Consider the following 13,261-nt stretch of genomic DNA (forward strand, 5'->3'; position numbering starts at 1 on the left):
ATCGCCGTGGCTTACTCGTAACCGAAGGCCTTCAGCGCGGCCTCGTCGTCGGACCAGCCTTCACGTACGCGCACCCAGGTTTCCAGGAACACCTTGGCACCGAACAGACGCTCCATCTGCAGGCGCGACTTGGCCCCGATCTCCTTCAGGCGCGCGCCCCCCTTGCCGATCACGATGGCCTTCTGGCCTTCCCGCTCGACCCAGATCACCGCGCCGATGCGCAGAAGATTGCCATCCTCGGTGAAGCGCTCGATCTCCACGGTGGTGGCATAGGGCAGCTCCTCGCCAAGCTGGCGCATCAGCTGCTCACGTACCAGTTCACCGGCAAGGAAACGTTGGCTGCGGTCGGTGATCTCGTCCTCGCCGAACATCGGCGGGGCTTCCGGCAGCAGCTCCAGCACGTCACGCACCAGGGCGTCCAGGCCGTTGCGCTTCTGCGCCGAGATCGGATGCACGGCGGCGAAATCACGGCCGGCGGTCACCTCCTGCAGAAACGGCAGCAGCGCGCCCTTGTCCTTCAGGCGATCGATCTTGTTGACCACCAGCACCACCGGGATGCCGGCATCGCGCAGCACGTTGAAGGCCAGGCTGTCTTCGTCATCCCAGCGCCCGGCCTCGATCACCAGCAGGCCTGCATCCACGCCTTCCAGCGAGCCGCGCGCGGCGCGGTTCATCACCCGGTTCATCGCCCGCTTCTGCACCTTGTGCAGGCCCGGGGTATCGACCAGCACCAGCTGGCCTTCCGGATAGGTGGCGATGCCGAGCAGGCGGTGGCGGGTGGTCTGCGGCCGGTTGGAGACGATGCTGACCTTGGCCCCGACCAGGGCATTGGTCAGGGTCGACTTGCCGACGTTCGGGCGGCCGATGACGGCCACGCTGCCGCAATGATGGGAAGTTTGTTCGCTCACTTGGAATCCAGTTGTTCTAGGACGGCTGCAGCCGCCTGTTGTTCGGCAAGCCGCCGCGAGGCGCCTTCGCCCTCGGTGCTGGCGGCCGGGTCGGCCACGTTGCAGCGTACCCGGAAATGTTTGGCGTGGTCGTCACCGGATTCTGACACCAGTTCGTACTGGGGCAACGCCTTCTGCCGGGCCTGCAGCCATTCCTGCAGGCGGGTCTTGGGATCCTTCTCGGGGCGGCCGGTGGCCGGCAGCGCCTCCATCGAGGCCGTGAACCAGGGCAGCACGGTCTCCCGGCACGCGTCAAAACCGGCGTCCAGGTAGATCGCGGCCACCACCGCCTCCAGTGCATCGGCCAGGATCGAGTCGCGGCGGTGCCCGCCCGACTTCATCTCGCCCGCGCCCAGGATCAGCCGTTCGCCCAGCTGCAGGGTACGGGCGATCACTGCCAGCGCCCCTTCACGCACCAGCTCGGCGCGGGCGCGGGTCAGTGCGCCCTCGTCGGCCTTGGGCCAGCGCTGGTACAGCGCCTCGGCGACCATCATGTTGACGATGCTGTCGCCGAGGAATTCCAGGCGCTCGTTATGCGGCACGCCGGCACTGCGATGGGTCAGCGCCTGCTTGAGCAGCGCCGGGTCGCGGAAGGCATGGCCGATCAGGTCGCCACGTTGGATGAATTTACTGGGCACCGCTTCGGGTCAGGTCCTGGGAAGAATCGAATTTGCCAACCACATCGAGGTTGCCGATCAACGGGCGACGCACTTCGTAGTTGACCTTGAGGGTCCAGCCATTGTCGCGGCGATCGAACTTGACGTTGCCCGGCTTCACGTTGTCCGAGTAGTTGATGTACAGCCGCTTGAAGAACAGATCCTGGATCCGTGCCGGCTCCATGCTGGCCACGCCCGGCTGGCTGGCCAGGCTCTTCATCGCCGAGCGTACCGCGTAATACTCCTGGTACATCGGGAACAGCTTCATGCCGATGTAGATGAAGAAGCCAACCACGACCAGGACCACCAGAAACGAGGTCAGGGTGATGCCGCGCTGCGTGTTCATCGTCTTCATTGCGTTCTCCCCAGATACGCGTTGGATGTGAAAATACTCAGTTGATGCCCGAGCCGATCCGCGACGGCTCGAAACCGTCCTTGCAGAACCAGCCCTGGCAGTTCAGCCAGATCAGGAATGCCTTGCCCCGCAGGTTCTCTTCCGGCAGCAGCCCCCAGAAGCGTCCATCATCGCTGTTGTCACGGTTGTCGCCCATCACCAGGTACTTGCCGGCCGGCACCGTCCACTGGCCCTGGCCACGCGGATAGTCGGTCTCCAGCACGGTATGGGTGCGGCCCGGGAGATGCTCGACCAGCAGGTTGGCGCCCTCGCCCTGGCCCTTGTGGCCGGCATAGATGCCCTTGTTGTCGTACTTCACCGGCTCGCCGTTCAGCACCAGGCTGTCGCCCTCGAACACCACGGTGTCACCCGGCACGCCGATCACGCGCTTGATGAAGTTCTCGCCCTTGGCCGGGTCGTTGTCGCCGTGGCCCGGGAAGTGGAACACCACCACATCGCCGCGCGCGGGATCACCCACCGGCACGAAGCGGGTATTGGTGATCGGCAGGCGCAGGCCATAGGCGAACTTGTTGACCAGGATGAAATCACCGATCAGCAGGTTCGGCATCATCGAGCTGGACGGGATCTTGTACGGCTCGGCGATGAAGCTGCGCACGACCAGCACGATCGCCAGCACCGGGAAGAATGCACGCGAGTAATCCACCAGCACCGGCTCGGTGTCGAGCAGGCCTGCACGCTGGGCGCGGCGCCTGGCGAAGTACAGCTTGTCCGCAAGCAGGATCAGGCCCGAGGCCAGGGTCAGCACGACCAGGAGGATCTCAAACAGTTTCATTCAGGGTCCTTTGCAACGTCACCGGACGACCGGCCCCGGAGGGCCGGTGCGCGCTTACTTGTTGTCCATCTGCAGCACGGCCAGGAACGCTTCCTGCGGGATTTCCACGCGGCCGACCTGCTTCATGCGCTTCTTGCCTTCCTTCTGCTTTTCCAGAAGCTTCTTCTTGCGCGAAACGTCGCCACCATAGCACTTGGCCAGCACGTTCTTGCGCATGGCCTTGACCGTGGTACGGGCGATGATCTGCGAGCCGACAGCCGCCTGGATCGCCACGTCGAACATCTGCCGCGGGATCAGGTCCTTCATCTTCTCGCACAGCTCGCGGCCGCGGCGGTCGGCATGGCTGCGGTGGACGATCAGCGACAGCGCATCGACCTTGTCGCCATTGATCAGCACGTCCACGCGCACGAACGGGCCGGCATCGAAGCGCACGAAGTGATAGTCCAGCGACGCGTAGCCGCGGCTGACCGACTTCAGCTTGTCGAAGAAGTCCAGCACCACTTCGGCCATCGGCAGCTCGTAGCTGATCTGCACCTGGCTGCCCAGGTAGTTGATGCCGATCTGGCTGCCGCGCTTTTCCTCGCACAGCTTGATGATGTTGCCGATGTACTCCTCGGGGGTGAGTACGTTGGCACGGATGATCGGCTCGCGGATCTCCTGGACCTGGTTCACCGCCGGCAGCTTGGCCGGGTTGTCCATGTTGATGATCGAGCCATCGGTCTTCAGGACCTCGTACACCACCGTCGGCGCGGTGCTGATCAGGTCCAGGTTGTATTCGCGCTCCAGCCGTTCCTGCACGATCTCCATGTGCAGCATGCCGAGGAAGCCGCAGCGGAAACCGAAGCCCATCGCCTCCGAGCTTTCCGGCTCGAAGCGCAGCGCGGCATCGTTCAGGCGCAGCTTGTCCAGCGCCTCGCGCAGGTCCGGATAGTCCTCGGCGTCGACCGGGAACAGGCCGGCGAACACGCGCGGCTGCATTTCCTGGAAGCCCGGCAGCGGCTTCGGTGCCGGATCACCGGCCAGGGTCAGGGTGTCGCCCACCGGCGCACCATGCACGTCCTTGATGCTGGCCGTGACCCAACCCACCTCACCCGCGCGCAGCGCCGGCAACACCTTGCGCTTGGGGGTGAACACGCCGACGTTGTCGACCTGGTGGTTGCGGCCGGTGGACATCACCTGCAGCTTGTCGCCGGCCTTGATCTCGCCCTGCATGACGCGCACCAGCGAGACCACGCCGAGGTAGTTGTCGAACCAGGAATCGATGATCAGCGCCTGCAGCTTGTCGGTATCGCGCGGCTGCGGCGGCGGAATGCGGTGGACGATGGCCTCCAGCACGTCCTGCACGTTCAGGCCGGTCTTGGCGCTGACCGGCACGGCGTCGGTGGCGTCGATGCCGATCACGGCCTCGATCTCGGCCTTGGCGCGCTCGATGTCGGCCGTAGGCAGGTCGATCTTGTTGATCACCGGCACCACTTCCAGACCCTGCTCCACCGCGGTGTAGCAGTTCGCCACCGACTGCGCTTCCACGCCCTGGGCAGCATCGACCACCAGCAGCGCACCTTCACAGGCGGCCAGCGAGCGGCTGACTTCATACGAGAAATCGACGTGGCCCGGGGTGTCGATGAAGTTCAGATGATAGGTCTGCCCGTCCTTGGCCAGGTACGGCAGCGATACCGACTGCGCCTTGATGGTGATGCCACGCTCGCGCTCGATCGGGTTGGAGTCGAGTACCTGCGCTTCCATCTCGCGGGCCTGCAGGCCACCACAAAGCTGGATGATGCGGTCGGCCAGCGTGGACTTGCCGTGGTCGACGTGGGCGATGATGGAGAAGTTGCGGATGTTCCGCATCGAATCAGATGACATAGGTGGCGGCGGCGCGCGGCGTCGTCAGGGTAACGGTGGATTATCGCACGCCCGGGGCCCGCCCGCGAAAGGCGCCTCGCCGGGCCAGGGCCGGAACGACCGAAGCCCCGCCTGAGCGGGGCTTCGGGGGGCAGCGGCTGCCGGAGCAGCCCCGGTCCTTACTCGCCGGCCTTGACCGCCACGAAGGCGCTGTTGCCGTTGCCGGTGCGGACCAGCAGCATCACCACATCGCCCTTCTTGTAGCTGGACAGCGCGCGGTTCAGCGACTCCACGCCGCTCACCTGGGTGCTGGCCACCTGCAGGATCACCATGCCCGGGGACAGGCCGGCATCCCGGGCGCCCTGCCCCTTGACGCCGGTGATGCGCACGCCCTCGCCCGATTCCAGGCCCAGCTGCTTGCGCTGCGGCGCGGTCAGATCGCTGACGTCCAGGCCCAGCAGGGCATTGGCACCACTCTGCGGAGCGGCATCGGCCCTGGCGGCGGCGGGGCTGCGGGCGCTGGCCTGGTCATCCTCGGCCAGCGCGGTCAGGGTGGCGCTCAGGTCGCGCGGCTTGCCGTCACGGATCACGCCCAGGGTGACCCGGCTGCCCGGGGCCATGGCGCCGATCAGCGGCGGCAGATCGGACCAGCTGTTGACCGGTGCGCCGTTCACGGTGCGGATCACATCCCCCACCTTCACACCGGCGCGGGCGGCCGCCGAATCCGGCACGATCTGGTTGACCAGCGCACCCCGGCTGTCCGGCAGGCCCATGGCCTGCGCCTTCAGGCCGTCGATCTCCTGCACCACCGCGCCCAGCTGGCCGCGGGTGACCCGGCCGGTCTTCTTGATCTGTTCGACCGCGCTCATCGCCAGGTCGATCGGAATCGCGAAGCTGATGCCCATGTAGCCACCGGACGCAGAGAAGATCTGCGAGTTGATGCCGACCACTTCGCCCCGGGTGTTCAGCAGCGGACCGCCGGAGTTGCCCTGGTTGATCGCCACGTCGGTCTGGATGAACGGCACGTAGCGCTGGTCCGGGCCGCCGGTGCTGCGGCCGAGGGCGCTGACCACGCCGGCGGTGACCGAGTGGTCGAGGCCGAACGGCGAGCCGATCGCGACAACCCACTGGCCCGGCTTCAGGCTGTTGGAATCGCCGACACGGACGGTCGGCAGGTTCCTGCCTTCGATCTTCAGCAGGGCGACGTCGTACTGCTGGTCGCTGCCCACCACCTTGGCGGTGAACTCACGGCGATCGCCCAGCTTGACCTTCACCTCGCTGGCGTCGGCTACCACGTGGTAGTTGGTCAGCACGTAGCCGTCGGGCGAAATGATGAAGCCCGACCCCATGCCGCGGCCCTTGATGCTGGGACCGCCGTCGGGGCCGCCCGGCCCCTGCCCCGGCATCGGGAAGTCCGGGCCGAAGAAGCGACGGAAGAACTCCGGCATGTCGTCGTCCCCCATCGGCCCACGCGCCTGGCGGTTGCTGCGGACGATGGTGGTGTCGACGTTGACCACGCCCGGGCCGACCTGCTCGACGAGGTTGGTGAAATCGGGCAGGCCGGTGACCAGCGGCTGCGCCGGAGCGCGCGGCGCGGCCGCGGCCGCGGCCGGCGCGGTCTGGGCAGCCGGGGACGGCGCCTGGGCACAGGCCACCAGCGGCAGGGTCAGGGCCAGCAGGCCGATGGCCTGCGTGCGGAATCGGGGAGTCATCGGACGGCAACCTCCGGATCGGATGGAAGGGAGAAGAAGGGCCCCGCGATCGGCGGGGCGTGGCGGCACCCGGCTCAGTCGCGCGGGCGGGGCGGCGGCGGCAGGTCGTCCTGCAGGCGCGGCTCGAAGGGGTAGAACGTGGCGCTGTCGGCATGCGCCGGGAAGCTGGCGTTGAGCGCGCCCCCCGCGGCCGGAGCCAGGCTGGAGCGCGGCCACGGCCGGGCCTGCAGGCCGGCCACCTCGCCGAACGGCAGGTTGCGGCTGGCACCGGCCGGCACGGTCGGCACCAAGGGCGCCTGGGCGGCGGCCACAGCCCGCTGCGCCCCGTCGTCACGCTGTGCCACCCGCGCAGCCTGCTGGCCGCGGGTGGCACTGGCGCTGGCGCGGCGTGCGTCCTGGCGACGGCTGGCGGCCAATGCGGCCGCCGGAACACTGGCCACCGCCACCACCGCCGGATCGACCGAGGCTTCGGTCACCGTCGCGGGCGATACCGGTGCCGGCGGCAGCTCGGCCTGGCTGGCCACCACCTGGGGTGCCAGCGGCTCTCCGGGAGGGGTCTCCTTCAGCTTCTCGCCGCCGATCAACAGGGCCACCGCAGCGACCGAGGCAGCCAATGCGGCACCGCCCCCCCAGGTACGCCAGCCACTGCGGCGCACCTGCCGGTCCTGAGGCCCGGACCGGGGCGTGGGTTCGGCGGCGATGGCAGAGGCAACCGCGGCGCTGAAGCCGGCGGGCGCAAGCACCGACGCCTGCCCGCGCATCACGTCGCCCAGCAGCTGCCAGCGCTCCTGGCAGCCGGCCAGTTCCGGGTCATGCTCCATGCGGCGCAGCAGGAAGCGGGCCTCGTCGGCCCCCAGCTCGCCATCGACCAGGGCCGACAGCTGTTCCCGATGGCGCTGGTCAAGCCGCAGCCCGGCCGGCGATTGATGATTCTGCGATTCGTTGAATGGATGACTGGTCATACGCGGCTCTTCTCGCGGGTGGCGCTGCCGATGTCCAGCAGCGGCCGGAGTTCGGTGTCGATCGCCTCGCGCGCCCGGAAGATCCGAGAGCGCACGGTGCCGATCGGGCACCCCATCTTCTGCGCGATTTCCTCGTAGCTCAGGCCTTCCACCTCGCGCAGGGTGATCGCCGACCGGAGTTCTTCCGGCAGCGCGTTGACGGCCTTCATCACTGTCTGTTCCAGCTCCTGGCGCATCAACTCGCGTTCGGGCGTGTCGGTGTCGCGCAGGCGCGTGCCGCTGTCGAACTGTTCGGCATCGCCGATGTCGATGTCATCTGTCGGCGGACGTCGATTGTGTGAAGCCAGGTAGTTTTTGGCGGTGTTCACGGCGATCCGATGCAACCAGGTTGAGAACTGGGCATCGCCGCGGAAGCTTCCGATCGCGCGGTAGGCGCGTATGAAAGTGTCCTGGGCGACGTCCTGACATTCACTCCAGTCGGCGATGTAGCGACCGACCAGGGCCACGACCCGATGCTGATACTTGCGCACCAGTACATCGAAAGCCGCGCTCTCGCCGCGCTGCACGCGCCGGACCAGTTCCAGATCCAGCTCCTGTGGTGTTTCAACCTCGGCCATGGGGGGCCGCACTCCTGTCAGCCCAACCGACGTCGGGCAATGAGACTGCCAATCCCGGGAAAAGTTCAGTCGCCGATCACCCGGCGCCGCACCAGCTTTTAACCACTGTTCCGTTAGCGTTCTGTTCCACGGCCATGGATCCGGAACCGCCACTCCCCTGCTATAGGGATTTGACGCGGGGGAAACAACCTCTGGATCATAGCCGCTTCTCCATACACAACCGGATGGAACGTCCATGCTCTCAGGCTTCGATGGTCTCCGCTTCAGCCACTGGCACCCCGAGATCCGCGACGACGGCGTGGTGGTCCTGTCCCTGGATCGTCAGGACAGCAGTGTCAACGCGATGTCGCAGGACGTGCTGCTGGAGCTGGGCGATCTGCTCGAACGCATCGCGCTGGATCCGCCGAAGGGCGTGGTGATCCAGTCCCTGAAGAAGGCCGGCTTCATCGCCGGCGCCGATCTGAAGGAATTCCAGGAGTTCGACCGGCGCGGCACCGTCAACGATGCCATCCGTCGCGGCCAATCCACCTACCAGAAGCTGGCGGAGCTGCCCTGCCCGACCGTTGCAGCCATCCATGGCCACTGCCTGGGTGGCGGCACCGAGCTGGCCCTGGCCTGCCGTTACCGCGTGGCCTCCAACGACAGCAGCACCCGCATCGGGCTGCCGGAAACCCAGTTGGGCATCTTCCCCGGCTGGGGTGGCAGCGCGCGCCTGCCGCAGCTGGTCGGCGCCCCGGCGGCGATGGACATGATGCTGACCGGCCGCACCCTCTCGGCCTCGGCCGCGCGTGGCATCGGCCTGGTCGACAAGGTGGTGGCACCGGCGGTGGTGCTCGACACCGCCGTCGCACTGGCGCTGGCCGGCACCACGCGGCCGTTCAAGCAGCGTGCGCTGGCATGGGCCAGCAACACCTGGCTGGCGCGCAAGGTACTGGCACCGCAGATGATCAAGCAGGTCGCGCGCAAGGCGAAGAAGGACCAGTACCCGGCGCCCTATGCACTGATCAGCACCTGGCAGCGCAGCGCCGGCAAGCCGGTGCAGGCCCGCCTGGATGCCGAACGCCGCGCGGTGGTCAAACTGGCCAGCACGCCGACCGCGCGCAATCTGATCCGCATCTTCTTCCTGACCGAGCGCCTGAAGGGTCTGGGCGGCGGCGATTCCGGCATCCGCCACGTGCACGTGGTCGGCGCCGGCGTGATGGGCGGTGACATCGCCGCGTGGGCGGCCTACAAGGGCTTTGAGGTCACCCTGCAGGATCGCGAGCAGCGCTTCATCGATCCGGCGATGGAACGCGCGCAGGCACTGTTCGCCAGGAAGGTGAAGGACGAGAGCAAGCGTCCGGCGGTGGCGGCGCGGCTGCGGGCGGATCTGGAGGGCAAAGGCGTGGCCGCCGCTGATCTGGTGATCGAGGCGATCATCGAGAACCCGGAGGCCAAGCGCGCGCTGTACCAGACGCTGGAGCCGGGCATGAAGGCCGATGCGCTGCTGACCACCAATACCTCGTCGATTCCGCTGGTGGAACTGCGCGACCACATCCAGCGCCCGGCGCAGTTCGCCGGCCTGCACTACTTCAATCCGGTGGCACAGATGCCGCTGGTGGAAATCATCCATCACGACGGCATGGCCCCGGAGACCGAGCGCCGTCTGGCAGCGTTCTGCAAGGCGCTGGGCAAGTTCCCGGTACCGGTGGCGGGCAGCCCGGGCTTCCTGGTCAACCGCGTGCTGTTCCCGTACATGCTGGAGGCGGCCACCGCCTATGCCGAAGGTATCCCGGGCCCGGTGATCGACAAGGCAGCGGTGAAGTTCGGCATGCCGATGGGCCCCATCGAGTTGATCGACACGGTCGGCCTGGATGTCGCCGCCGGCGTGGGCCGCGAGCTGGCGCCGTTCCTCGGCCTGCAGATTCCGGCGGCACTGCAGACGGTGGAAGCCGACAAGCGCGGCAAGAAGGATGGCCAGGGCATCTACACCTGGGAGAACGGCAAGCCGAAGAAGCCGGATGTCGCCAGCGACTACCAGGCCCCTGCGGACCTGGAAGATCGCCTGATCCTGCCGCTGCTCAACGAAGCCGTGGCCTGCCTGCACGAAGGCGTGGTGGCCGATGCGGACCTGCTGGATGCGGGCGTGATTTTCGGCACCGGATTCGCGCCGTTCCGCGGGGGTCCGATCCAGCACATCCGCGCGGTGGGTGCCGATGCGATCGTCGAGCGCCTGAAGGCGCTGCAGCAGCGTCACGGTGACCGCTTTGCCCCGCGCCCGGGCTGGGACAACCCTGCCCTGCGCGAACCAGTGGTGTGATGTGATCGGCCGGGCCTGCGGCCCGGCACCCGCAGAGGCAACGTCAAGTTCCACAGCAGAAGCCAGAGCCAAAGCGGCTCTGGCTTTTCTGTTTGTCGGGCGGGGCGGTGTCGGGTTGCGGGGACGCCGTAAACCCGTCCCTGGGGGCTTGGCCGCGGCATCCATGCCGCGGACACCCCGCAACCCGACACCGCCCCACCCCCGACAGTTTCCCGGTGACGGTGGTGAATCTCGATTCCGGTGTGGATCACTACGAACTGGTGGGTGTCGACCTTGGTCGCCACCAGGAGCGAAGCGACCGGCGTTTGATGTTGATTTTCTTTTTTCTTCTCCGTGGCTGGACGCACACGGAAACTGTCAGGGGCCGGGCGGGTGGGTTGCGCGGGACCGATGGCGCCATGGATGGCGCCATCGAGCCCCCATGGATGGGTTCACGGCGCGTCCTGCGCAACCCACCCGCCCGGCCCAAACACTGACTCGCATCCTGACCCGCATCCAGCAACCCAGCCACGAGGGGCTGCGCCGTTGGCTGGAACACCCTGTTACCCGCATGGGGCATGTGCCCGTCACGGCCGCATGCCATGCTGGCACTCTTGATCCCTGCCAGCGAGACGCCCGCATGACCACCATCATCGCCCCGCGCGTACACGACATCGGCGGCCTGGAAGTCCGCCGCGCCGTCCCCACCCTGCAGGCCCGCAGCATCGGTTCGTTCGTATTCGTCGACCAGATGGGCCCGGCCGTCCTTACCGCAGGTACCGGCATCGACGTGCGTCCCCATCCGCATATCGGCCTGGCCACCGTCACCTTCCTCTGGTCCGGCGCCATCGGCCACCGCGACACGCTCGGCTCGGACCAGGTGATCCGTCCCGGCGACGTCAACTGGATGACCGCCGGCCGCGGCATCGCGCACTCCGAACGCACGCCCCCGCCGGAGCGCGGTCACGACCATCCGATCCACGGGATGCAGACCTGGGTGGCATTGCCGAAGTCGCACGAGGAAGTGGAGCCGGCGTTCTATCACCACGCCGCCGCGACCCTCCCGGAGCAGCGCCGCAACGGTGCCTGGCTGCGCGTGATCGCAGGCCGCGCCTATGGCGAGGAGTCGCCGGTGAAGGTCTTCGCCGACACGCTCAATGTAGCCATCGACCTCGATCCCGACGCGGAGATCGACATCGATGACGGCCACCGCGAGCGGGCGCTGTACATCCTCGAAGGCCAGGCGCAGCTGGATGGCGTGGACATCCCGGCGCAGCACCTGGTGATTCCCGAGGCCGGCGCGCGCGGCCGGTTGCGCGCGAAGACCCCGCTCAAGGCCATGCTGTTCGGCGGCGAACCGCTGGATGGCCCGCGTCACCTGTGGTGGAACTTCGTTTCCAGCTCCAAGGAGCGCATCGAACAGGCGAAACAGGACTGGGAAGCCGGCCGGTTCGGCAGCATTCCCGGCGACGACAAGGAGTTCATCCCGCTGCCGCAGTACTGAGCATCGCGCGCTGCACACACCCTGAGGTGTATCCCTGCACCGGCCTTTGACGCTATCGTCACTCGCCGGTCACTGAAATGTGACCTGTTTCACATTTTAGTTCATCAAAGGAGTGCAGTTCATGAGCATGGGTAAACGCTTGGCCGCCGAGTTCCTCGGCACTTTCTGGCTGGTTCTGGGTGGCTGTGGCAGTGCGGTACTGGCTGCCAAGTTCGGCGGCGACGGCAATCCGCTGGGCATCGGCTTCCTGGGCGTGGCACTCGCGTTCGGCTTGACCGTGGTCACCGGCGCCTACGCGTTCGGTCACGTGTCCGGCGCGCACTTCAATCCGGCAGTCAGCGTGGGCCTGTGGGCCGGCGGCCGCTTCCCGGCCCGCGACCTGGTGCCGTACATCATCGCCCAGGTCGCGGGCGGCCTGCTGGCCGGCTTCATCCTGCTGCAGATCGCTTCCGGCGCCAGCGGCTTCGCCATCGACGGCAGCCAGGCCGGAGCCTTCGCCAGCAACGGCTACGGTGCGCTGTCGCCCGGCGGGTACAGCGTGGCGGCCGCCTTCCTGTGCGAAGTGGTGCTGACTGCGGTATTTCTGGTCGTGATCATGGGCGCCACCCATGGCAAGGCACCGGCAGGGTTCGCTCCGCTGGCGATCGGTCTGGCATTGACCCTGATCCATCTGATCAGCATCCCGGTCACCAACACGTCGGTGAACCCGGCTCGGTCCACCGCGGTGGCGTTCTTCGCCGGCAGCGGCGCGGTCGGCCAGCTCTGGCTGTTCTGGATCGCCCCCCTGCTGGGCGGCATGATCGGCGGCATCATCTACAAGTGGGTCGGTAACGACCGTTGAGTGCTGCCCGGACCATTGCGGCCGACAGTCGGCCGCAATGGTTACGGTTGTAACCGCAATTTGTGCGGGCACTCACGTTCCGTTAAGGTCTGTTTGACCGCCCGTGCACATGCCGGGCGGGGATGGCATCCGGGGATGGGATGCCACGGCCGCCAGCAGCATGGCGGCGTCACACGACACGCCACCTTGGGGGATGCATGAAGTTCGCGCCTGTTGTCCTGTCGAGCCTGTTGTTTGCTGCGGCCCAGGCCGCCGCGCAGGCACCCGCCGAATGTCCTTCGCTGCCGGCGAGCAGCGGCCTGAAATGGCAGCAGCAGGTGCAGTCGGACTTCCTGCTCTGCCGCGCCAGCACCGAGGATGGACGGGAAGTACTGAGCCTGATGCTGAGCGCACGCGATCCGGCGATTCCGCTCAGCCGCTCGCTGCGCCAGGAAAAAGGCAGTTTCGCCGGCGAGTCACTGTACTGGTACCAGCCCGATCTGGGTGGACAGCAGCCGCCGGGATACGCCGAACGACGCATCAGCGTGATCAAGCTGGACAAGGGCCGGTATGCGCAGATTGCCCTGTACCCGGGCAGCACGCAGGAACTGGGGTCGCTGCAGCAGCTGGCGCAGGGCATGAGCCTGACGCCCTCGGCCGTAGCCGCCGGACGTTGACGGTGATGGGGATGACTGCCTGGCAGCATCCCCGCCGGATCCGACGCGTTGGCAGCAAC

At 67.2% G+C, this 13,261-nt stretch carries 13 protein-coding genes; 5 read left to right on the forward strand and 8 right to left on the reverse strand.

Features of this window, described 5'->3' with window-relative positions:
- Positions 1-11 precede the first annotated feature (11 nt).
- From era to rpoE, 8 genes are all read right to left on the reverse strand, one after another.
- Positions 12-908 (reverse strand): GTPase Era, encoded by an 897-nt coding sequence (era, locus tag N8888_RS13810; RefSeq protein WP_053520234.1) that lies wholly within the window; start codon positions 906-908, stop codon positions 12-14.
- Positions 905-1,585: a ribonuclease III gene (rnc, locus tag N8888_RS13815; RefSeq protein WP_053520235.1), complete on the reverse strand. Its 681-nt coding sequence runs from the start codon at positions 1,583-1,585 to the stop codon at positions 905-907. Before rnc ends, era begins: the two co-directional genes overlap by 4 nt.
- Positions 1,575-1,958, reverse strand: coding sequence for a DUF4845 domain-containing protein (locus N8888_RS13820; protein WP_053520236.1), 384 nt, complete (start codon positions 1,956-1,958; stop codon positions 1,575-1,577). The genes rnc and N8888_RS13820 overlap by 11 nt, the downstream gene beginning before the upstream one ends.
- 37 nt (positions 1,959-1,995) lie before the next feature.
- Positions 1,996-2,790, reverse strand: a complete 795-nt coding sequence (gene lepB / locus N8888_RS13825; protein WP_053520237.1) for a signal peptidase I — start codon at positions 2,788-2,790, stop codon at positions 1,996-1,998.
- 54 nt (positions 2,791-2,844) lie between these two features.
- Entirely contained in the window at positions 2,845-4,638 is a 1,794-nt protein-coding gene (gene lepA, locus N8888_RS13830; protein ID WP_053520238.1) for a translation elongation factor 4, read from the reverse strand.
- A 173-nt stretch (positions 4,639-4,811) separates the two neighbouring features.
- Entirely contained in the window at positions 4,812-6,344 is a 1,533-nt protein-coding gene (locus tag N8888_RS13835) for a DegQ family serine endoprotease (RefSeq protein WP_263175256.1), read from the reverse strand.
- 74 nt (positions 6,345-6,418) lie between these two features.
- Positions 6,419-7,306, reverse strand: coding sequence for a sigma-E factor negative regulatory protein (locus tag N8888_RS13840; protein ID WP_053520401.1), 888 nt, complete (start codon positions 7,304-7,306; stop codon positions 6,419-6,421).
- On the reverse strand, positions 7,303-7,923 hold the full coding sequence (gene rpoE, locus N8888_RS13845; RefSeq protein ID WP_065174837.1) for an RNA polymerase sigma factor RpoE: 621 nt from the start codon (positions 7,921-7,923) through the stop codon (positions 7,303-7,305). The genes N8888_RS13840 and rpoE overlap by 4 nt, the downstream gene beginning before the upstream one ends.
- Before the next feature lie 235 nt (positions 7,924-8,158).
- Between rpoE and N8888_RS13850 the strand changes: the two genes are divergently transcribed.
- The 5 genes from N8888_RS13850 to N8888_RS13870 all read left to right on the forward strand — a co-directional run bounded on the left by N8888_RS13850 (position 8,159) and on the right by N8888_RS13870 (position 13,202).
- Positions 8,159-10,222 carry a 3-hydroxyacyl-CoA dehydrogenase NAD-binding domain-containing protein gene (locus N8888_RS13850; RefSeq protein ID WP_053520399.1) on the forward strand — a complete coding sequence of 688 codons (2,064 nt, stop codon included), beginning with the start codon at positions 8,159-8,161 and terminating at the stop codon, positions 10,220-10,222.
- Positions 10,223-10,446: 224 nt separating this feature from the next.
- On the forward strand, positions 10,447-10,698 hold the full coding sequence (locus N8888_RS13855; RefSeq protein WP_263175260.1) for a hypothetical protein: 252 nt from the start codon (positions 10,447-10,449) through the stop codon (positions 10,696-10,698).
- Positions 10,699-10,841: 143 nt separating this feature from the next.
- Complete coding sequence (locus N8888_RS13860) at positions 10,842-11,705, forward strand: pirin family protein (RefSeq protein ID WP_053518997.1); 864 nt, start codon at positions 10,842-10,844, stop codon at positions 11,703-11,705.
- A 121-nt stretch (positions 11,706-11,826) separates the two neighbouring features.
- Positions 11,827-12,546, forward strand: coding sequence for an aquaporin Z (gene aqpZ / locus N8888_RS13865; RefSeq protein WP_263175264.1), 720 nt, complete (start codon positions 11,827-11,829; stop codon positions 12,544-12,546).
- Between the two features lie 197 nt (positions 12,547-12,743).
- Entirely contained in the window at positions 12,744-13,202 is a 459-nt protein-coding gene (locus N8888_RS13870) for a hypothetical protein (protein WP_053518999.1), read from the forward strand.
- The last annotated feature ends 59 nt before the right edge of the window (positions 13,203-13,261 follow it).

Source organism: Stenotrophomonas maltophilia (genome assembly GCF_025642255.1).
Lineage (GTDB): Bacteria > Pseudomonadota > Gammaproteobacteria > Xanthomonadales > Xanthomonadaceae > Stenotrophomonas > Stenotrophomonas maltophilia_P.